Origin of the sequence: Arthrobacter sp. NPDC058192 (genome assembly GCF_042883665.1) — a bacterium.
Classification (GTDB): domain Bacteria; phylum Actinomycetota; class Actinomycetes; order Actinomycetales; family Micrococcaceae; genus Arthrobacter.
In genome coordinates this window covers 281,382-299,423 of record NZ_JBHVVJ010000002.1, presented here as the reverse complement: position 1 = coordinate 299,423, position 18,042 = coordinate 281,382, and the positions used below count along the sequence as shown (strand labels likewise).

Genomic DNA, 18,042 nt, shown 5'->3' with positions numbered 1-18,042 from the left:
GGAGCCGGACTGGGTGGCAGGACGGAATGCCGGCCGCCGTGCCGGAGCCAGGTTTTCATCTGCGCCGGTATTTCCGTTCGGGGCGTCCTGCCCTGCCATATTCGAGACGCACTTTGGCGCGGCCCGCCTCGACGAAGTATTCGAGGTAGCGTCTGACGCTGACGCGGGAGATCCCCAGCGTGTCGGCGCAGTCCGAGGCAGACGTTTCCCTGCCGGATTCGAGCAGTTCGGCCACGAGTGCTGCAGTTTCGGCGCTTAGTCCCTTGGGAAGGGTCTGCACAGATTCCGTGAGTGGCCCGGCGGTGTAGCCAAAGATCTTGTTGATGTCTTCTTGCCCGGCTGCCGTCGTCTGGTTCAGAGTTTCTGCCTGGTCCCGGAAGCGTTGGAGTTGGGCGGTCAGGTCTTCGTATTCGAAGGGCTTGACGAGGTAGTGGACTGCGCCTCCTTCCAGGGCGTCGCGGACGCTGTTCGCTTCGGTCGCTGCCGTGATGACGATGACGCCTACCGGAATGCGGGAGGCGCGCCATTCCCGGAGGAGTTCCAGTCCGTTGGCGTCTGGAAGGTGAACATCCAGGAGGATCAGGTCCGGGCGCAGTTTAAGGACGGCTTCTCGTGCCGTCTTGCCATTGTGCGCCGTTCCCACCACATGGAATCCGGCCGTCTGGTCGACAAACCGGGAATGGATGCCGGCCACTCTGAAATCATCTTCGACGATGAGGACATTGATCATGGGAGGACCGCCGCATAGGGGAGGGTTGCTTCAAAGACGGCCCCGGCCTCGTTGCGTACCGTCACTGCTCCTTTTCGTTTCGCGCAGACGAGACGGACCAATGCGAGCCCGACTCCGCGCCCGGCAGCGAGTGCTGGTTTGGTGCTGAAGCCGCGGGTGAAGATCCGCTGTTCGAGGTCCTCCGGCACTCCGGGGCCGGGGTCGCTGACTCTGATAGTGATCACGGAATTCCTGTCGCTGATGTGCACGCGTACGATGGCGTCTTCCAGCCCCGCAATGGCGTCGACCGCGTTGTCGATGAAGTTTCCCAGCACGGTAATGGCGTCAGCGGCCAGTGTTGGTTCGAGGGGGCCGAGATGCGATTCATTGTCGAGTCGAAGTTCGATGCCTGATTCTTCGGCGAGGCTTATTTTAGCCACGAGGAGCGCAGCAACCGATGAATCCCTGATATGTCGGGCTATTTCCCCGTTAATTTCTGCGCGGCGCCGGGTCAGGGCCCGGATAAAGGCTTTCACTTCGGTGAAGTCTCCGAGCTGAAGCATGCCTGATACGGTGTGCAGCTGGTTGTAGAACTCGTGCGTCTGGGCCCGGAGGGTTTCGGTGATGCTCTGGTTGGCTGCCAGCTGGCTTTGCAGTTCGGCCAGCTCTGTTCGGTCGCGGAGCGTCGTGACCGTTCCGATTGGCCGGCCCCGGCTGCCGACGGTCCTCCGGTTGAGCACCAGCAGCCGGGATCCGCTGACGGCCATTGTTTCCTCTGCGTCGGTGGTGCCTAAGAGCAGTTCCCGGACGTTGTCCGCGAGCGGTAATTCCTGGGCGCGTTTGCCGACCGCATCGGCCTGCAGGCCCAGTAGTTCGGTGGCCGGTTGGTTCAGTAGGGTAATCCTTCCATCAAGCCCTACGCCGATTACCCCTTCGCGGATGCTGTAGAGCAGCGCCTCACGGTTGTCAGCCAGTTCGGCAATCTCATCCGGTTCGAGCCCCCTGGTGCGGCGCCGGATGAGGCGGGACAGCAACCATGAGCCAGCGACCCCCAGCGCAGCACCCATCCCCAGGAAGAACATTAGATCCGGCACCGCAGCTGCCAAGGCGCTTCCGAACGCGGGATAGTCTTCTGCCACCAGGGCCAGCCCGGTGACTTTCCCGTCAGCTTGCAGTACCGGGACGCGGGCAGCGATGGTCTGCCGGCCGCCCAGGGTCAGGTCACCGGTCCAGGAGCGTCCCAGGGGGGCCTGCTCCGCCGCCACGTCCACGGAGTTCCCGACAGTTTCCGGCTCAGAGGAGGCAAGGACAGTCCCTTGCGGGTCGGTTACGGCGACGATTGAGGCCCCGGAAAGGGCGCGTGCCTTGTCCACGTCAGGGGCGAGGATGACCGATGCCTGCGCCGCGGAAATGTCGTCCCGGACCACCGGGGTGGAGGCCAGGTTCTCGGCGATGGCAAGCATCCTCTGGCCGTGGACCTCGACGAAATCCGCCCGCGACTGGGTCACCGAAACCATCGTTACCGCCAGCAGAACGATAGTGATCACGCCTAGCTGCAGAAGCAGGAACTGCCGGGAGAGGCTCAGCCGGCGCCCGGGTGTGAACGTGACCACAAAGACCACAACCTTCATTGATTCGCTAACAGTGACAGACCCTCATGACATGCGTCACGCTTTGATAGTAGCCACGTCCCAAAGCGGGACGGCGCACACGCCACAAGGAGGTGAGGACCATGATGACACTGCACAACGCTGTCCGCGTCATCGCCCTCGCCATGCTCCTGATGACGCTGGGTGCCTGTGGAACCCCATCTCCAGAGGCGACATTGGTGAACCCAACCCGGATGATGGTCCCCAACACCCCGGGCGGGGGCTACGACATCACCGCACGGGTCGCGGCCCGTGTCATGGAGGACGCAGGGATTGCCGGTCACATGGAGATTTTCAACGTCCCAGGCGATGGCGGCAGTGTTGCCCTGGCCCGGTTGATGAACGAAACCGGAAACCGCGGCCTCGTGATGATGATGGGCCTTGGAGTGGTCGGCTCAAGCTACGCCAACGGGTCCAGGATCAAGGTCTCCGATGCCACCCCCGTGGCCAAACTCCTCGAGGAACCCGAAGGGGTCCTTGTCCCCGCGGACTCCCCGTACCGGACGGTGGGGGAACTCGTTGCGGCATGGAAGGCCTCCCCGCATTCCGTCACGGTGGGGGGTGGGTCAGCCATCGGTGGCCCGGACCACCTGTTTCCCATGGAACTCGCCCGTGCGGCGGGCATCAGGATCACCGACGTGAAGTATCAGCCCTATTCCGGCGGCGGGGAGCTGCTGCCGGCACTGCTGGGCCACAAGATCACCTTTGGAACATCCGGCATAGCCGAGTACGAGGAACAAATTGCCTCCGGGCAGCTGCGGGTCCTTGCCGTATCAAGTCAGGACCGGCGGGCCGGCATCCCCGCGCCGACCCTACGCGAATCCGGAATTGACCTGGTCTTCACAAACTGGCGTGGACTGATGGCCCCGCCGGGACTCTCCGAAACGGACCGGAACAGGCTCATTGAGGCGCTCACCCGGTTGCACGAATCACCGGCGTGGAAGCAAGCACTCTCGGACAACGGTTGGAAAGACTCCTTTTCCCCAGGGGCGGGCTTCGAAACTTTCCTCAAACAACAGGAAAACACAGTGGCCACCACCCTCGCCGAGCTCGGTGTCCACTAACCACTGAAGCACGGCTCCTTCATTGAGCGGTTTTCCGCTCAGCACACCTCCACCGCAACCACGACAGGAAATACCCCATGCCCGAATACACCGCCATCCAGCACGCGGACAGCGACATCGTTGTTGAACTCCGCGCCGTGGATAAGCACTTTGGCAGCTTGCATGCCCTGCGGAACATCAACCTGCGGGTCAAACGGGGAGAGGTCGTCGTCGTACTTGGCCCCTCTGGCTCCGGCAAGTCGACCATGTGCCGCACCATCAACCGCCTTGAAACCATCGACAGCGGGGAGATCCTCGTCGACGGCGCACCCCAGCCCGCCGAAGGCAAGGCATTATTCAAGTTCCGCACTGAGGTCGGCATGGTCTTCCAGTCGTTCAACCTGTTCTCCAACCGCACCATCCTGGACAACGTCACGCTCGCGCCGAGAAAGATCCTGGGTCAAAGCAAAGCCGACGCCGAACGCCGGGCCCGCGAACTGCTCGACATGGTGGGCATCGGCTCCAAGGCCAGCTCCTACCCGGCACAGCTCTCCGGTGGCCAGTCCCAGCGAGCAGCCATCGCAAGGGCCCTGGCCATGGACCCGAAGGTCATCCTCTTCGACGAGCCCACGTCCGCTCTTGACCCCGAATCCACCCAGGACGTGCTGGCCACCATGCGCCAACTGGCCGGAGGCGGCACCACCATGGTCGTCGTGACCCACGAAATGTCCTTCGCCAGGTCCTGCGCCGACCGCATCATCTTCATGGCCGACGGGGCGATCATCGAGTCAGCTGACCCCGAAACGTTCTTTTCCGCCCCAAGCAGCGAACGGGCGCGCAGCTTCCTCTCCTCGGTTCACTAACCCACGCCCAAACCAAGCGCGACGGCATAGACGCCGACGCCCAAACCTAAAGGACAATGATGAAAAAGCTCCAGATCATCGCCCCCCTCGCCATCGCAGCCACCCTCGCCCTGGGTGCCACCGGCTGCGGAAGTTCCACGGCTCCCGCGGCCAGCAGCCCTGCGCAGAGCTTCCCTGCCGGCACCACCATGGCCAAGATCCAGCAGCGCGGGAAAATCATCGTCGGTGTGAAATTCGACCAGCCCATGTTCGGGGTCAAGAACCCCGTGACGGGCGACATGGAGGGCCTCGACATCGAACTGACCAAGCTCCTGGCCAAGGACCTCACCGGCAGCGAGGACAACGTCGAGTACGTCGAGGCCGTGACAGCCAACCGCGAAGCGTTCCTCCAGCAGGGCAAGGTCGACGCGATCCTTGCCTCCTATGCCGTCACCGATGAGCGCAAAAAGGCCGTCGCCTTCGAAGGCCCGTACCTCGAAAGCGGTGTCTCCACGATGGTCCGGAACGATGAGTCGGCAATCTCAAAGAAGGACGACCTCAACGGCAAGCCGGTCTGCACCACCACCGGCGCCCGGGCAGCGCAGCTTCTGCCCAAACTGGCGCCTCAGGCAAAACTTACCCTGTTCGGCACCTACAGCGAATGCGCCCAGGCGCTGAAGCAGAAGCGTGTGGACGCCGTCGTGACTAACGAGTCGCTGCTCCTGGGCCTGATGGAGCAGAACAAGGGCGACTTCAAGCTCGCCGGTGACTACCTGGCGAGCGAGGAATACGCGATCGGATCGGCCAAGGACGACACCGCATGGCATGACTACCTTGACGGCTTCCTGAAGAAGATCGAGGACAACGGTGAGTGGAAGAAGGCTTACGACAACACCCTCGGGGCCGTCAAACCTTCTGACGTTACCCCGCCTCACATCACCCTCTAAGGACTGATCATGTCGTTCATCTCCAGCTACATCGCGGACTTCACCAGTGGAGTCATGATCACCCTCGAGCTCACCGTGCTGGGCTGGGCCGGCGCGCTGGTCCTCGGAACCATCCTGACGGCCATGCGGGTCAGCCCCATCCGGACCCTCAACGCCGCAGCATCGACGTACGTGACCATCTTTCGGAACATTCCGTTGCCGGTTCAGATGATCCTGTTCGTCTTTGGCCTGCCGCTTCTGGGCATCCAGTACTCGCTGTTCGCCTCGGCCGCCGTCGTCCTGGTCATCTACACGGCACCCTTCGTCAGTGAAACACTCAGGTCTGGGCTCAACACGGTTTCCACCGGCGAACTCGAAGCCCTGCGTGCCCTCGGCTTCGGACCACGTCCGGCCATGCAGCACGTCATCCTGCCCCAGGCGTTCGGAACCGTCATCCAGCCATTGGGCAATGTCCTGATCACCATGATCAAAAACACCTCGGTCGCCGCGCTGGTCGGCGTCGCAGACCTGACATTCGCCACCAACAAGGCAGCCGTGGACGAAGCCCAGCCCTTCCTGATCTTCGGCGGAGCCGCGATCAGCTACCTGCTGATCGGCCTCGTCGTCGGCCGACTGGTGGGCATTCTTGACCGAAAGGCGGCGTTCAGCCGATGAATACAAAACCACTGTTCGACGCACCGGGACCGCGGGCCCGGCAACGTCACACAATCATCGAACTCCTGTGCATTGCCCTGATCGCTTTCGGCCTGTACGAGGCATACGAGATGCTTGAGGTTCACGGCGAATTCAGCCAGGCAGCGTGGAAGCCCTTCACCCAACCAGGCCTGTGGGTCCTCCTCGGGCAGGGCCTGCTGAACAACCTTCAGGCAGCAGCCGTCGGCATGATTCTGTCCATGCTCTTTGGTGCCTTGCTGGCATTCGGGTTGCTGTCACGCAGGGCGCCGATACGGATCGCCTGCAGAATATTCACCGACGTGTTCGCGAGCGTCCCGCTGCTCCTGCTCCTGTACTTCACCTCCCTGGTCCTGCCCACTTACGGCTTGAAGCTCTCGGACTTCTGGTTCCTCGTCATCGCCCTTACCCTGTTCAGCAGCGCCGTCATTGGAGACCTCCTCAGGTCAGGAGTCCGGGCCATACCCTACGGTCAGACCGAAGCGGCCGAGGCCCTTGGTTTCTCCGGGTTCCGGACAATGCAGCTCGTACTCCTGCCCCAGGCGCTGCGGTCCATGAGCCCGGCCCTCGTGAGCCAGATGGTGATTCTTTTCAAAGGAACAGCACTTGCCTACGTGCTCGGCGGCTACATCGAGCTTCTGCGAAGCGCCACGGTCATCGGCACGTACTACAGCCGCTCACTGCTTCAGGCCCAAATCGTGGCTGCCATCGGCTTCATGCTGGTCAACATCGCACTGGGACTGCTCGCAACCGCGCTGGTACGCCGTCAACGCCGGCAAAATGCTGCAGAACCCGCCCCCGAAAGGCTGCAGATGCCAGCAGAACTCAGCATCAGATAGCCGACGAACAGAAGGTGGGGGGACCACCTGCCCGCTGGTCCCCCCACCGCACGAGCAAAATTCTGGACAAGACTGCCTGATGCAGCCCGCTGAACCCTCGACACGCAGAAGGAACCGAAAGCATGACCGCCCACCAAGACCCCGCCCAGAAGACGACTCTGAGGCCGGCTCCAATCCCGAACTGGGCAAAACTATCCCACGGTGAGGAAGTAACCATTAGGCATAATGGCGAACATGTCGCCTCGGGCCGCGTCGATATGCTCGCCATCGATGGCAGCATCCTTTGGCTTATCCAAAACGAAGGCCGCGGCCGCGCGCTGTTCCTACACCGGGACGGCGCCCAGATATACAGGCGCCCGATTCACGAGTCTCGAACAAAATAGCGCGAGAGCGCGGTCCGCGGTCACACCTGCTGAACGCCACGGCACGCAGCCCCGGACTTACTCCAGTTGTTTAAACGCATCATCTTTCGACAACCTAGGGGAGTAGTGCCTGAACCCCTCTCCGGCAGGCCACCCTGTGCATGGGAGGCGAGGCTAGTCTTCGCCGTGGAAGTCAGGCAGGTTCTTTTCCCGCTCCTCGATCTTACTGCGGTAGAAGTCAAGGGCAGCTTGTTTGGTAATCCCGAGTGCTTCACCGATCTAGGCCCAAGTCGAGCCGGCCTCACGAGCGGATTTCACGACGTAACAGCGCCCGGTGTAGGCAGCTCGACGGTCTGCGGGGAGTGTAGCGCCTCCAGCGCAGCGACTTCCCTTACCTCCGCAAGGAAACTGAACTGTCACCGCCCGCGCTTGGCCGTTACCAGTGGCGGAGACCTGGCGGCAGGTCTCACCGCGATTGAAGCCTTCCCCCCACAGTGAGCAACTCATGGTCATCACCGCTGCTAAATTCGTGCTCCACCGACACCATCACCACGCGGTCAAGTGAGCTTGACGTTTCGAATGGGGCATGAGCAGCACCGAATCGCCCACGAGGCTTCGAGGCCCCGGCCGAACGCGCCCGTCAACAAGGACGAAACTGACAACGTCCGGTCCCAGCGACCGACCGAGCGTCTCCGATCTGCCCGCCGAGTAAGCTGTGATTCCTCTGAATCCACCGGCCGCCGGCCAAGCGTCTGACCAGACCCACAAGCACTCGAAGGGTGTGCAGACTGTCCACACTTTTCTCGTTGGACTAGATCGTACGGCCGCCGGACTGCTTTCGAAATCCGCATGTTTTCGCGGGCTCCCAATTTATGGGCCCTACGGGCCCCGTTTTTGTTGGTGACCAGTGCCTCCTTCGTGTTGGGTAGCGGTGTCCCTGCTTATCTGTTCACGGTGGGGAAGGTCGTGAACTGCATGACTTGACGCTGGCTGGGGGAGCGAGGTTGCCTTGGCTGGTCTGCACTCATTGATGTCCCGACCGTTCATGGCTACGTACCCGGGTTCTAGCATGACTGTGTGTGGCTTGTGGGCGGGTTCTGCCCGGCGAGGGGGTGCGGAACCGGGCCGATCCGATCGGTCAGGCAGTGGCTAAGAATTGGCTGGCCCAGCGTGGTCGATCCGATGAAACTTACCTGCGCCGGACGCGGCCGGACGCAACGTCGAGAGCCCTCCGGGCCTACTTTCCTGGACGAGGCGTCAAATCTAGGACCTACCACGCTAAATCGTCAATGAAACAGCCCTCGTCAGCCCAGTTCGGACCAGGGCGCCAACGGGCGGGTGGTCTCTCGCGACATCTCACGCCAACGCAGCCCCAGGTCGAGCTGACATTCCAGCTGAAGTTCTGAGGGCAGCTCACGTGCGGCGTAGTGCCAGCCTCAGTTGGTTGTGGTTCCCGTTCTAGACTTCGAGAACGGTGCTTCGTGCACCATCGGTTCCACGTTTCCCTCGAACCTGCACGATCAGGATCTTGCCCGGACTGCACCATGGGCCGAATATCGGTGAGAAACCGCCGCCACGTAGCAAGTCGCACACTCGGAAGACAACGGCCGCCAAACGGTCAGAACTCGGCTGCGTTATCAAGGGCGGTCAAAAGGTGCGAGAGGACGTTTTTGACCGGTGGTCGTTGCTTCCTTTGCCTTGGCGGCCAGCTGGTCCTTCGCCGAAGGGGATGAAGCTGCTTCGGCCTTGATCTTGGGAGCCTCAGCTTCTGCATTGGTCAGGTAGCCTTCCCAGCGGCGGGACATCTGCCCGATTAGGCCGCCGTCTACACCGACGATGATGACGCCTACCACGGCGGCGAGCATTGCGATGAGGATGGGGGTGGTCTGGGTCATGACGACGCTGTAGTCGAGGCTCTAGAGTTGGCAGATGGCGCGGTTGGTGGCCCTTCAGTTGGCCAAGGAGGGCCACCTGCCTCAGAGGGCACAACTCGCCGGACCTGTAGGCGAGTGGATCGGATGCCGGCGGCGTTGAACCGCTCGTGATGCCGGAGGGGTAATACCGACAAGCCGTCTCCTATCCTTCATCAGACGGGCAGTGTCGTACCAACGTATCCATGCCTGGCACAAGTGGTTAGTACCGCCCAAGCCAGTCCTGGCGCCGACTGGGGCCCATCTCTGCAGATTTTTTCAATAAACAAACTTGCAGGCAAAGAGCTGCATGGCAGTAACGCGCCCGTAACGCCCTAGGGCTAGGCTGAATCAATGCGGCTGGAGTTGCCGAGCAAGGTAACTCGTTAGCGCGTAGGCAAGGAGACCAGCATGCTAACCGCTCGAGCGAAAAATGACGGGACCTTGATCGTCGATTTTAGTATTCATCGGGGGGCACTTAGGCCGTGCACGACGACGATCTAGGTGGCGAGCGTAAGATTGTGCGCGCTGACTTCGGGGTTGCCGCTTGGTTGACCCTCCTTGTTAGGCACCCGGAACTGACAGCGCCCTCTCCGATGGGCGGCTCCCAGTGCTCACCGGACATCCAGCCTGTGGCAGCGGCAACCGGGAATCCGGGGCGGCGGCAACCAAGAATCCGTGCCCTCACCATTGCCTAACTCCAGCCCCCTAAGCGAGGTGACGTCGGATGCGTATCAGGAAACGTTTCTGGATGGAGGTAGTCCTTGGGGCTACGAGCGCTGTTTTGCTGCTCCTCACCCTGATTCGTGCGGATTGGATAGAAGCCCTCTTTGGCGTCGAGCCCGATGGGGGGAACGGAGAGCTGGAGTGGGTAATTGTGGGGTTCCTTGCGCTTTCCGCAGTCGCGTTTTCACTGATGGCCCGGCACGAGTGGCGCCGAGTCGGCCCTATCGGCTCCCACTAGAAGATCGATTGGTGAGGGGGTTTTCATGTCCAGTGCAATGAGCTTCATGGCGGAGGCTGCGTTCAGCTTTGTGGGGACCGTCGAATCTGCCGCTGCCGACACTATGCCGGACCTGTCCGACGGGGACCGATGGGCCGTCGTGCGTGTCGACCGGATACTGCAGGTTCCTGATGCGTTTACGCAATTGGCCGGGACCCGGCTGTATTTGCGGCTCGCCGAGGATGCCGATGTGCCCACACCCGGTGAGACTTTCACCTTTTTCGCGAATGGTCTCGCCTTCGGGGTTGACGTTTCGCTAATAGAGGTTGCGCGTCTGCCAGAGGAGGAACTGTCGGCCCAGTTGGCGATGGCGCCAGCCGTAGTCGGCGAGGATCCGCTCGACGCACTTCAGCGTCAATTGGCCGCCACTCTGGTGCGTGACCACGCCAGCACCGCGGACGCGGTCATCCTGGCCCGCGTGGTTGGGCTCGAACGAGCTGGAGCGTCGCCCGTGCGTGAGCATGATCCCGATTGGTGGCGTGCGACCATGCACGTGACCCACGCCGAGCGGGGTGAGGTGGCTGATGACGAGGAGGTCAGGATCCTGTACGCGAATAGCCTCGACATCCAGTGGCGCGATGCTCCGAAGCCCAAAGCGGCGCAAAATGGGCTTTGGCTTCTGCACGCCACCGAACCGGAACTCAAATCCCTTGCTCCGTTCAAGATCATCCACGCTGAGGACTTGCAGCCGCCGCAGAACATTGAACGTCTTCGTCAGGAGGGGGACCAGGCGCAATGATCCGCATCGTCAACATGATTCCCGCCTCGTTGAGCGGTGAGTCAAGCCAGGACAGTGAGCCGAATATCGCCATCAACCCTGAAAACCCGACTGACATGGTCGGCACCGCATTTACCCGGGCGATGGGCGGCGGGTTTGCGCCTATCTACGTTTCGACCAACGGGGGGGCAACCTGGTCGCTGCGAAATGTGGTACCGGGCAACGGTTCGGCCGGAACTGGAGACATCTCTGTTGGCTTCGCCACATCGGGCGGGGTCCTGTACGCCGGCACACTCAACGGATCGACCGGTCATCTGCAGATTCTTCGCACCGGCGGCTTCACCTCGACCACGCCGATGACGGTGCTGGTGGATCGGGCGAGCGAGGATCAGCCCTGGGTTGTGGCGGGCAGCGTCGTGGTTGGTGGGCTCTCGCGTGATCGTGTGTTCGTCGGGAACAACGACTTCAACCAGACCAACGGACGGACCGCCACCATCGATACGTCGGCCGATGCGGCCACAGCTCCGGCTCCGGCCGGATTCGTGGCCCGTGTGGTGGAGCGCCGCGCTACGGCCGGGCAGGACGGTCCGCCCATCCGCGTCGCCGTCCACCCGAGCGGCGTCGTGTACGGTGCGCTGCACAGATGGCAGACGGCCAACGGATCCAATATCACGATGGACATTGTGGTCATCCGCGACGACGTCTGGGGGACCAGCGCCTCACCGTTCAGCGTCCTGGTTGACAGCGGCGATGGGAGAATCGGTCAGCGCGCAGTTAGAGGACGCTTCATCAGGTTCAACGACACGATGGGTCAAGAACGAATCGGTGGCGATCTCGCCATCGCGGTTGACCCCACGAGCGCCAGCACCGTCTACCTGGCTTGGTGCGACAGGATAGGCGGATCCGCCGGAACGGACTGGACCCTCCATGTCAGGCGCTCCACCGACTCGGGCCAAACATGGTCCAATGACCTTCGCACGATCACCAATGCCAAGAATCCGGCGCTGGCCGTCAACGCAGAGGGGACGGTGGGCTTTCTTTTCCAGCAGTTTACCGGTATCCGTTGGGTCACACAGCTGGAGTTGACCGCGAACGCCTGGGCCAGCCCCGCGGAGACAGTCGTGCTTCACACGGCTCCGTCGCATGCCCCAGCGCGAAGGTTCTTTCCATATATCGGCGACTACGTGCGGCTTATTGCTATCGAAAGCGATTTCTACGGCGTCTTCTGCGGCAACAACACGCCGAACCCGGCAAACTATCCAAGTGGTGTCACCTTTCAACGCTTCGCCGACTGGACGACTCATACGCTGCTAAACACCGACAACGTCACCCCTGTGGCGGCATCAATCGACCCATACTTCTTCCACTGGGCTCACCCTTAGCTAGGTCGTGCAGCGTGGATAAATTCAGGCCACAAAGCAGGCCTTCGGCGCCCCCCGAAAGGCTAGCCGCGTCACCAACCAACCGGGTTAGTACAGCTAGCCCGCCGGTCGGAACAGGACTGTCGGCGGCCCTTGCCATTCTGCGGTCGAGGGATGGCAAAGAACTGGTCCCGGTGACTCGCTTCCCCGCAAGTAAATTGCTAAGTTGCCGGGATAACTCCGGCGCGTGGAAGTCCAGGGGCTCAGAAATGGGCAGATCCCTAAGCTTATCCATATACGCGACTTGGATGTCTATTTGGCTTGGCACCATATGAGTGCGACGTCCTGAACATCTGCGCGGATCTGAGCTTCGTCCTTGGCGGATTGCGGGAATAGGTAAATGGATAATTCAACGACCTGTCTGGGCTGGGACTTTTCATTATTTCCCGTTGGGCTCGGCGAATCCAAGGCCATGACGGTGAGGGTCACAGCGGACAAAACCGGCTACATCACCACGGTGAAGACCTCAACCGCGGCAGCGGCGATGGTCAAGTAACGGACTCACCTGCAAAAAATAAAGCCCGGCTCTGGTACGAAAACGAATCCCCGGAAGCACTGGTAGCTGACGGGGGGCTTCTTCGTAAGCACCCTGCAAGTCGCAAGCGGGCAGGGGGCCCGTGTGGCCCTGGAGCGCAACTTGGGCAGGTCTAGATGCTGAGGTCCGTTTCGTTTGGGTATCTTCGACACTATTCGTCCCTCACCAGGCGAGTAAGGAATGATTGAGCCCGGTGCCCGCCCCCATCCGGGATCCGCCCGAGCTTCTTGATGTCCACGTGGATCATTTCGCCGGCCAGGCATATTCGTATCGATGGGTACGGTCGCGGCCGCGGACCCGGATCCCGGTTGCCGGGTCGGTGAACCGCAACGGCGGGCAAAAGTAGCGCGTGAGGATGCGGTGGACCGTGGAGACGTTGAGGTGCAGGTGGTAGGCGATCCGGGCAGGACCCCAGCGCCGGTTCACCCGCAACCCCGGCACACGCCGCTCGGTCCGCCCGCTGGTCCGGTGCAGGCACGTCAGCGGCCCGCTCCTGCGGTCCTCCAGCCCGGCTTCGCCCAACTCCCGGTAACGGCCGGACCAACGCGCGGCAGTCGGTACAGAGACATTGAATCTCTCGGCAGCCCGGCGCAACGGCCACCCATCAACCACAATGCACCGGGCCAGCTGAAGCCGCCCCGAATGAGCCAAAAACGCGTTACGGTGGGACACGAGGACCTCCTGGTTTGTGTTCGCTCTCGACAAGCACCACACAACACCCGGAGGTCCTCTTATTGCGTCAAATGAATCACCGTGTCATCAACCTGCCGGGACAGTACACCTAGCCCGGTGGCTATCCCCGTGGCCGCCGATATGCAGCAACGGGCACAACGCTCCAAGGCACCCTGCAAGCAAGCGGGGAGGGGCGGGCGTCTTACAGGCACCTAGGATGGGGCCATGACCGAACCCGAGAACAAGCCTGCGGCCTACCCGGAGTATGACGAGAATGGCAATCGGAACCCCGTGCGGGTACCGCCTTCAGCGGAATCCGAAGCGTGGGTGATGGAGGATATGAGGGAGAACATCGGGAACGATCCGAACGACCCCGATTCTCCTATCTACCGGGGCCACGACTGATTATGGTCGAGCAAATGGGGCACCCATCACATAGCGGTCGTCCTTACCGTTCCATCTTCCTCAGTCATGCAGCGAGGCTGCCCACGTTTTCGACGCGGACGGTTCCATCTGATACCCGGCCGCCGGAGCGGTCAGGCTCGTCGAGCCGCCGCTGACAGGTTCGTTCACGTCAGGTTTCCGGAAGCCGAGCGGGGTCGTTTCAATAGCCAAAATGATTCCTTCTGCTTGTTTCTAGGTATAAAAAAGCCCGCCATGAGCGGGCTCGGCCTTTCTTAGATATTGAGCGGTTGTTCTACCGTTGTGGTTATGAGGCTGCACGTGACCTACCAAGGTGGAGACAAGAATAGTAAGTCTGAGCTTCGCGAATTATCTGAGTTCCCGATAGAACTTCCTGGGGGCAGGTACGACTTGACCTTCAGACACGCGAGCCAAGAACCCGAGCTAACCCAAGCCGCAGCTACGTCGGTACCGCAGGCGCTGCCGACGAGTCAGTAGCCCATCAATTAGACCGAGACGGCGATGGCCTCAATGGGCGCATCTGATGCGTAGGCGCTGATTTCGTCAGGTTTGGGGACCTCGAACGTGGCTTCCTCAACGATCTGGGCCTGGAGGGAGGCAGCACTCACTGGTGCCGGTTCCTGCAAGGCCCAGAGTTCTTCGAGGTGCTGGCCCTGGTAGAGGTTGGCTTCGATGTAGTTGTTGGCGACGTTGACCCAGCCGGCTTCCAGCGCCCGGTTGATGAGCGCCTTCGTGAGGATGCTGTCTCCGGACAGTTCTGCCCTTTTGAGCAGTGTGAGGGCCTTCTCCTCGCCATTGACGTGGATGCTGTCGGCCCGGTCCTGTGCGTCGCGGTAGGAGATGGCACCTTGGGCGGTAGTGAAACCTTCGAGGCCGAAAAGGCTCAGGTGAGTTCATTCCGGCGTGATGCCCGGTGGGTGGACTCTGCGGCCTGAAGTGTATGGACTTCCCTTTTTGCTCTGGAGGTATTCGGGTCCGGAACGGCTCTCTTCATTGCACACAGCTCTTTTCGAATACCGAGGTCTTGGGATGTGGCCATACCGCTCAAAGCCGTGGTCATCGCTCTACCAGAAATCCTCCGAGACGGTGCTCCGCTTCTCGCCGGGGGAGATGGACAGCAACCCGGGCTGCTGCCTGGTGCTCTCAGAAAAGCGTCGTTGCGTCGAGCTTCATGCGGCTGTGGTCCTTGATGAGGAGCATCTCAACCATCTTGAGGCCTTCCGCGATGGACGCGATGGTCTCTGTGCAGCGTCGCGTACTCAAAGCGATGACGCATCTACCTCATCCCTTGCGGTCTATGTGGGCTCTAGCCGTCGAGAAAGGGCACAAGGTCTTCATCTCGGTAGTCTGCCAGGACGGGAACCTCGACGGGGCGGAGCAGGGGTCCTTGGCGTCGATGTAGTCGCGGGCCCATGTTAGCCAGGCCAGGCCGCCGTAGACCAACTCTACGTCCCTTGCTGCGGACACTCGCGCGTCAAGTGCATCAACGTACTTGCGCAGCATGCCGGCTTCTGCCCGGGCAAAAATCTACTGGGGCGGCCGGGGCGACGCCCGTCGAAAGGATATGGACTGTCGGAAACCGGCCCCAAGTCCCTCCCTGCGATGTACGGGACAGTACGACGACGAAACTCACCGCCGCCGGCCGTGGCAGCCATAACGAATGCCAGGTCAATCTCAGGGCGGAATAACACTGTGAGTAACGCGCGGATAACGCCCGCCCTGTTGACTTGGTGAAGCTGCTCAACGTGGAAGTCCAGAGAAGGTGAACGCAAATGTTCGACTACAACCGAGTGACCTCACTCACCGCCGCCGAGTTTGAGAAGCTGAGTCCCAGTACTTCAGAACTCAAGGCTGAGTTTACAAAGTCGGATTCTGACGACATATCGAAGATGGAACGTCTTCTAGACCTTAAAGAGGGTGCCCTGGCGGGTGCCGAATACTATCTCGAAAGAGCGGAATGTAAGGGTTGTGGCAGAATTCTTGCCATGTACGACTTCGTTTTTACCGGGATTGTGGACGCTGATCACCCGAAGTCCCTGATCGTACATACATTCATTGGCAACAAGTACGTCGTGAATGAACCGCGGCCAGTTAGATGTTCGAACTGCGCGACTATTAATCCCAAGTTGTCATACCGTATGGAGCGGTACGGCTGTACTCAATAAATGTAGCGATGGAACGCAGCGCCAAACGTCAGGCTGGAGTAACGCGGGGATAATGCCCGCCCTGTTGACTTGGCGAAGCTGCGCAATGCGGAAATCCAGGAGAAGGTGAACACAAAATGTTCGACTACAACCAAGTGACATCACTCACCGCCGCCGAGTTTGAGAAGCTGAGTCCCAGTACTTCAGAACTCAAGGCTGAGTTTACAAAGTCGGATTCTGAGGACATTTCGAAGATGGAACGTCTTCTAGACCTTAAAGAGGGTGCCCTGGCGGGGGACGAGTACTATCTCGAAAGAGCGGAATGTAAGGGTTGTGGCAGGGTTCTTACCATGTATGACTTCGTTTTTACCGGAATTGTGGACGCTGATCACCCGAAGTCCCTGATCGTACATACATTCATTGGCAACAAGTACGTCGTGAATGAGCCGCGGCCAGTTAGATGTTCGAACTGCGCGACTGTGTTTAGGCCCAAGCGCAGATACAGAATGGAGAGTTATACATGTTGGTCTGGATAGCGTGAGGTACTCGATGCGCTCCAGTAGCGCGCCTGCTAATTTTAAGTAGCCAAGGTACTCCATACGCAAGTACTGCCAACGCACATGACGGGACGATTTGGAGAGCAGGCCAATGGCCCCGGGTTGGGGCTGGCTCCGATCGCATAGTGGTCGCCAGCAAATGTGGCGAACTAAATCCGCATAGCAGTTGAAATTCTGATGATCACGTTACGCATGAAAGGCGGATGACATGGCGTTTAGAGTTAGCGGCGGCACCGTAGCGCCCGGGCAGAAAGTGACTCATAACTTCATATTCGGTAACGGCCGAGATGCAGGGACAGAATACTTCCAAGCCCATCCCATCAGCAATCCCGGAGGCCCACTGGTCGTCGAGGAAATTAGCAAAAGTCAAGGCGGTACGGGGTGGATCTACACGGCGGTCGTTCAGAATGATGGACCTACCGTGTGCAGCTTCGCGTGGGATGGGCCTTTCTAGAAACAGGAGCGGACATGACGACGGAAAACAAAGTAAGGCTGCAGCTGGTCCTAGATGAGGAAGGGAGGCTTGTTGGGACCGCCCGACCGGCGCCCGTGGAGACGGAGAATGGGATATTGACTGTCGAGGCTGTCCCCGGCCCTGGGCAGCGAATAGTCGACGTTGAGGTGTCCGCGGACCTGGCTTCAGAAGAGGACGCGGCCCAGCTTCACGCGAGGCTCAGATCATTCCTGTAGCTCTTGGGGCACTTGCAGTAGCGTGCAAATCCATTGGGTTTTGCCTTTGATGTGTGTACATTGTCCCTGCTGGGTCCCTCTGACGCTGCGCGTCGAGGAAGGCGATCGCGTTGCGGGCCTTCGGCGTCCCGGTGACCGGCACCGCGCCCGATGACAGGCCACCCCGGTGTTCTCGAGAAGGACCACCTTACGCTGGCGTGCCAGTATGTCGACCAGAACCGGATCACAGGTGTCGAGGTTGCCGCGGAAGCGCTGAAGGAGCACCAGAGAAGGTTGTCTCCTTCACTCGTCGCCGAATCGGAGGTGGGCGTAGTTGACGTTCGCGGCGTCGATGGTCAGGACGGGTGAGGTGAGCTGGCTCAGCTCCGCCGTTCCATTATGTCAAAGCGGACGGTTCGGGCCGTCTGCTTACTCGGCCGCCTTGTGGGATGCTGTTCGGGCATCGATCGCCTTGACGGTGTTATGGAATGCCTTCACGAGCACATTCTTGCCGACGCTTGCGACAACAACTTCCAGGAGCCGTCCGCGCAGGTTCTTGCCTTCACGGACTGCGGTGTAGTCCACGGTGGTCGTGCCGTCCGGGTTCACGGTGAGGTCGTAGGTGTGACCGGAGTTCCGGCCCCATGCGTTCGAATCGGTGGTGGTCAGTACTACGTGTGCCGGATTCGACCAGTCGTAGTGCAGCCGCTCCCACACTCCGCTGGAGCCTTCGGTCACGTCGGCCTGGGTGTTCCCGCGGTCATGAACCTTCAGGTACCTATCGGCACTGTTGCCGAACAGCTCTGCACGGCCCGGCCCGAAATCGGTCAGGGCGGCGATGAATTGTTCGGGAGTCGCACTCGTCTTCGCGTGCAGCTTGATGGTGGTCATTTTCTTTCCTTAATTTTTGTGTTTGCCCGCGTTGAA

At 60.7% G+C, this 18,042-nt stretch carries 19 protein-coding genes and 1 pseudogene; 13 read left to right on the top strand and 7 right to left on the bottom strand.

Going from position 1 to position 18,042, the window contains the following annotated elements:
* Nucleotides 1–55: 55 nt before the first annotated feature.
* The gene (locus tag ACFVVK_RS03520) at nt 56–730 is read right to left on the bottom strand and encodes a response regulator (RefSeq protein WP_390263513.1); all 675 of its coding nucleotides are present in this window, start codon (nt 728–730) and stop codon (nt 56–58) included.
* Nucleotides 727–2,340 carry an ATP-binding protein gene (locus tag ACFVVK_RS03515; RefSeq protein ID WP_390263511.1) on the bottom strand — a complete coding sequence of 538 codons (1,614 nt, stop codon included), beginning with the start codon at nt 2,338–2,340 and terminating at the stop codon, nt 727–729. Before ACFVVK_RS03515 ends, ACFVVK_RS03520 begins: the two co-directional genes overlap by 4 nt.
* A gap of 104 nt (nt 2,341–2,444) precedes the next feature.
* Here ACFVVK_RS03515 and ACFVVK_RS03510 point away from each other — a divergent pair, with 104 nt between their 5' ends.
* The 5 genes from ACFVVK_RS03510 to ACFVVK_RS03490 all read left to right on the top strand — a co-directional run bounded on the left by ACFVVK_RS03510 (nt 2,445) and on the right by ACFVVK_RS03490 (nt 6,701).
* On the top strand, nt 2,445–3,422 hold the full coding sequence (locus ACFVVK_RS03510; RefSeq protein ID WP_390263609.1) for a Bug family tripartite tricarboxylate transporter substrate binding protein: 978 nt from the start codon (nt 2,445–2,447) through the stop codon (nt 3,420–3,422).
* A gap of 77 nt (nt 3,423–3,499) precedes the next feature.
* The gene (locus tag ACFVVK_RS03505; protein WP_390263508.1) at nt 3,500–4,264 is read left to right on the top strand and encodes an amino acid ABC transporter ATP-binding protein; all 765 of its coding nucleotides are present in this window, start codon (nt 3,500–3,502) and stop codon (nt 4,262–4,264) included.
* A 59-nt stretch (nt 4,265–4,323) separates the two neighbouring features.
* A complete protein-coding gene (locus ACFVVK_RS03500; protein WP_390263505.1) occupies nt 4,324–5,190 on the top strand; it encodes a glutamate ABC transporter substrate-binding protein in 867 nt (288 codons plus the stop codon).
* A 9-nt stretch (nt 5,191–5,199) separates the two neighbouring features.
* Complete coding sequence (locus ACFVVK_RS03495; RefSeq protein WP_390263503.1) at nt 5,200–5,844, top strand: amino acid ABC transporter permease; 645 nt, start codon at nt 5,200–5,202, stop codon at nt 5,842–5,844.
* Nucleotides 5,841–6,701 (top strand): amino acid ABC transporter permease, encoded by an 861-nt coding sequence (locus tag ACFVVK_RS03490; protein WP_390263500.1) that lies wholly within the window; start codon nt 5,841–5,843, stop codon nt 6,699–6,701. The genes ACFVVK_RS03495 and ACFVVK_RS03490 overlap by 4 nt, the downstream gene beginning before the upstream one ends.
* 1,999 nt (nt 6,702–8,700) lie before the next feature.
* On the opposite strand, the gene ACFVVK_RS03485 is transcribed toward ACFVVK_RS03490, so the two are convergent.
* Nucleotides 8,701–8,958 (bottom strand): hypothetical protein, encoded by a 258-nt coding sequence (locus ACFVVK_RS03485; RefSeq protein ID WP_390263497.1) that lies wholly within the window; start codon nt 8,956–8,958, stop codon nt 8,701–8,703.
* A gap of 1,004 nt (nt 8,959–9,962) precedes the next feature.
* Between ACFVVK_RS03485 and ACFVVK_RS03480 the strand changes: the two genes are divergently transcribed.
* The 3 genes from ACFVVK_RS03480 to ACFVVK_RS03470 all read left to right on the top strand — a co-directional run bounded on the left by ACFVVK_RS03480 (nt 9,963) and on the right by ACFVVK_RS03470 (nt 12,611).
* Complete coding sequence (locus tag ACFVVK_RS03480; RefSeq protein ID WP_390263494.1) at nt 9,963–10,715, top strand: hypothetical protein; 753 nt, start codon at nt 9,963–9,965, stop codon at nt 10,713–10,715.
* Nucleotides 10,712–12,076: a hypothetical protein gene (locus ACFVVK_RS03475; RefSeq protein WP_390263491.1), complete on the top strand. Its 1,365-nt coding sequence runs from the start codon at nt 10,712–10,714 to the stop codon at nt 12,074–12,076. The genes ACFVVK_RS03480 and ACFVVK_RS03475 overlap by 4 nt, the downstream gene beginning before the upstream one ends.
* A gap of 379 nt (nt 12,077–12,455) precedes the next feature.
* The gene (locus ACFVVK_RS03470) at nt 12,456–12,611 is read left to right on the top strand and encodes a hypothetical protein (RefSeq protein ID WP_390263489.1); all 156 of its coding nucleotides are present in this window, start codon (nt 12,456–12,458) and stop codon (nt 12,609–12,611) included.
* A 229-nt stretch (nt 12,612–12,840) separates the two neighbouring features.
* On the opposite strand, the pseudogene ACFVVK_RS03465 reads toward ACFVVK_RS03470, so the two are convergent.
* Nucleotides 12,841–13,322, bottom strand: a pseudogene (locus ACFVVK_RS03465) (helix-turn-helix domain-containing protein); the annotation flags it as partial.
* A 225-nt stretch (nt 13,323–13,547) separates the two neighbouring features.
* On the opposite strand from ACFVVK_RS03465, the gene ACFVVK_RS03460 reads away from it, so the two are divergent.
* The gene (locus tag ACFVVK_RS03460) at nt 13,548–13,727 is read left to right on the top strand and encodes a hypothetical protein (RefSeq protein WP_390263486.1); all 180 of its coding nucleotides are present in this window, start codon (nt 13,548–13,550) and stop codon (nt 13,725–13,727) included.
* A 60-nt stretch (nt 13,728–13,787) separates the two neighbouring features.
* On the opposite strand, the gene ACFVVK_RS03455 is transcribed toward ACFVVK_RS03460, so the two are convergent.
* Nucleotides 13,788–13,937 carry a hypothetical protein gene (locus ACFVVK_RS03455; protein WP_390263483.1) on the bottom strand — a complete coding sequence of 50 codons (150 nt, stop codon included), beginning with the start codon at nt 13,935–13,937 and terminating at the stop codon, nt 13,788–13,790.
* Nucleotides 13,938–14,230: 293 nt separating this feature from the next.
* Nucleotides 14,231–14,353 (bottom strand): hypothetical protein, encoded by a 123-nt coding sequence (locus ACFVVK_RS03450; protein ID WP_390263480.1) that lies wholly within the window; start codon nt 14,351–14,353, stop codon nt 14,231–14,233.
* A gap of 36 nt (nt 14,354–14,389) precedes the next feature.
* On the opposite strand from ACFVVK_RS03450, the gene ACFVVK_RS03445 reads away from it, so the two are divergent.
* The 4 genes from ACFVVK_RS03445 to ACFVVK_RS03430 all read left to right on the top strand — a co-directional run bounded on the left by ACFVVK_RS03445 (nt 14,390) and on the right by ACFVVK_RS03430 (nt 17,136).
* Nucleotides 14,390–14,680: a hypothetical protein gene (locus ACFVVK_RS03445; protein WP_390263477.1), complete on the top strand. Its 291-nt coding sequence runs from the start codon at nt 14,390–14,392 to the stop codon at nt 14,678–14,680.
* An 837-nt stretch (nt 14,681–15,517) separates the two neighbouring features.
* Complete coding sequence (locus tag ACFVVK_RS03440; RefSeq protein WP_390263474.1) at nt 15,518–15,910, top strand: hypothetical protein; 393 nt, start codon at nt 15,518–15,520, stop codon at nt 15,908–15,910.
* 116 nt (nt 15,911–16,026) lie between these two features.
* Nucleotides 16,027–16,425, top strand: coding sequence for a hypothetical protein (locus ACFVVK_RS03435; protein WP_390263471.1), 399 nt, complete (start codon nt 16,027–16,029; stop codon nt 16,423–16,425).
* A 489-nt stretch (nt 16,426–16,914) separates the two neighbouring features.
* A complete protein-coding gene (locus ACFVVK_RS03430) occupies nt 16,915–17,136 on the top strand; it encodes a hypothetical protein (RefSeq protein WP_390263468.1) in 222 nt (73 codons plus the stop codon).
* 408 nt (nt 17,137–17,544) lie between these two features.
* Here the strand turns inward: ACFVVK_RS03430 and ACFVVK_RS03425 are convergent, their stop codons facing one another.
* Nucleotides 17,545–18,006: a hypothetical protein gene (locus ACFVVK_RS03425; protein ID WP_390263466.1), complete on the bottom strand. Its 462-nt coding sequence runs from the start codon at nt 18,004–18,006 to the stop codon at nt 17,545–17,547.
* Nucleotides 18,007–18,042: the final 36 nt, after the last annotated feature.

Bases quoted from the DNA above. Each gene is read 5' to 3' on its own strand.
- ACFVVK_RS03520 (WP_390263513.1), bottom strand. From the start codon at position 730: ATGATCAATGTCCTCATCGTCGAAGATGATTTCAGAGTGGCCGGCATC.
- ACFVVK_RS03515 (WP_390263511.1), bottom strand. From the start codon at position 2,340: ATGAAGGTTGTGGTCTTTGTGGTCACGTTCACACCCGGGCGCCGGCTG.
- ACFVVK_RS03510 (WP_390263609.1), top strand. From the start codon at position 2,445: ATGACACTGCACAACGCTGTCCGCGTCATCGCCCTCGCCATGCTCCTG.
- ACFVVK_RS03505 (WP_390263508.1), top strand. From the start codon at position 3,500: ATGCCCGAATACACCGCCATCCAGCACGCGGACAGCGACATCGTTGTT.
- ACFVVK_RS03500 (WP_390263505.1), top strand. From the start codon at position 4,324: ATGAAAAAGCTCCAGATCATCGCCCCCCTCGCCATCGCAGCCACCCTC.
- ACFVVK_RS03495 (WP_390263503.1), top strand. From the start codon at position 5,200: ATGTCGTTCATCTCCAGCTACATCGCGGACTTCACCAGTGGAGTCATG.
- ACFVVK_RS03490 (WP_390263500.1), top strand. From the start codon at position 5,841: ATGAATACAAAACCACTGTTCGACGCACCGGGACCGCGGGCCCGGCAA.
- ACFVVK_RS03485 (WP_390263497.1), bottom strand. From the start codon at position 8,958: ATGACCCAGACCACCCCCATCCTCATCGCAATGCTCGCCGCCGTGGTA.
- ACFVVK_RS03480 (WP_390263494.1), top strand. From the start codon at position 9,963: ATGTCCAGTGCAATGAGCTTCATGGCGGAGGCTGCGTTCAGCTTTGTG.
- ACFVVK_RS03475 (WP_390263491.1), top strand. From the start codon at position 10,712: ATGATCCGCATCGTCAACATGATTCCCGCCTCGTTGAGCGGTGAGTCA.
- ACFVVK_RS03470 (WP_390263489.1), top strand. From the start codon at position 12,456: ATGGATAATTCAACGACCTGTCTGGGCTGGGACTTTTCATTATTTCCC.
- ACFVVK_RS03460 (WP_390263486.1), top strand. From the start codon at position 13,548: ATGACCGAACCCGAGAACAAGCCTGCGGCCTACCCGGAGTATGACGAG.
- ACFVVK_RS03440 (WP_390263474.1), top strand. From the start codon at position 15,518: ATGTTCGACTACAACCGAGTGACCTCACTCACCGCCGCCGAGTTTGAG.
- ACFVVK_RS03435 (WP_390263471.1), top strand. From the start codon at position 16,027: ATGTTCGACTACAACCAAGTGACATCACTCACCGCCGCCGAGTTTGAG.
- ACFVVK_RS03430 (WP_390263468.1), top strand. From the start codon at position 16,915: ATGACGACGGAAAACAAAGTAAGGCTGCAGCTGGTCCTAGATGAGGAA.
- ACFVVK_RS03425 (WP_390263466.1), bottom strand. From the start codon at position 18,006: ATGACCACCATCAAGCTGCACGCGAAGACGAGTGCGACTCCCGAACAA.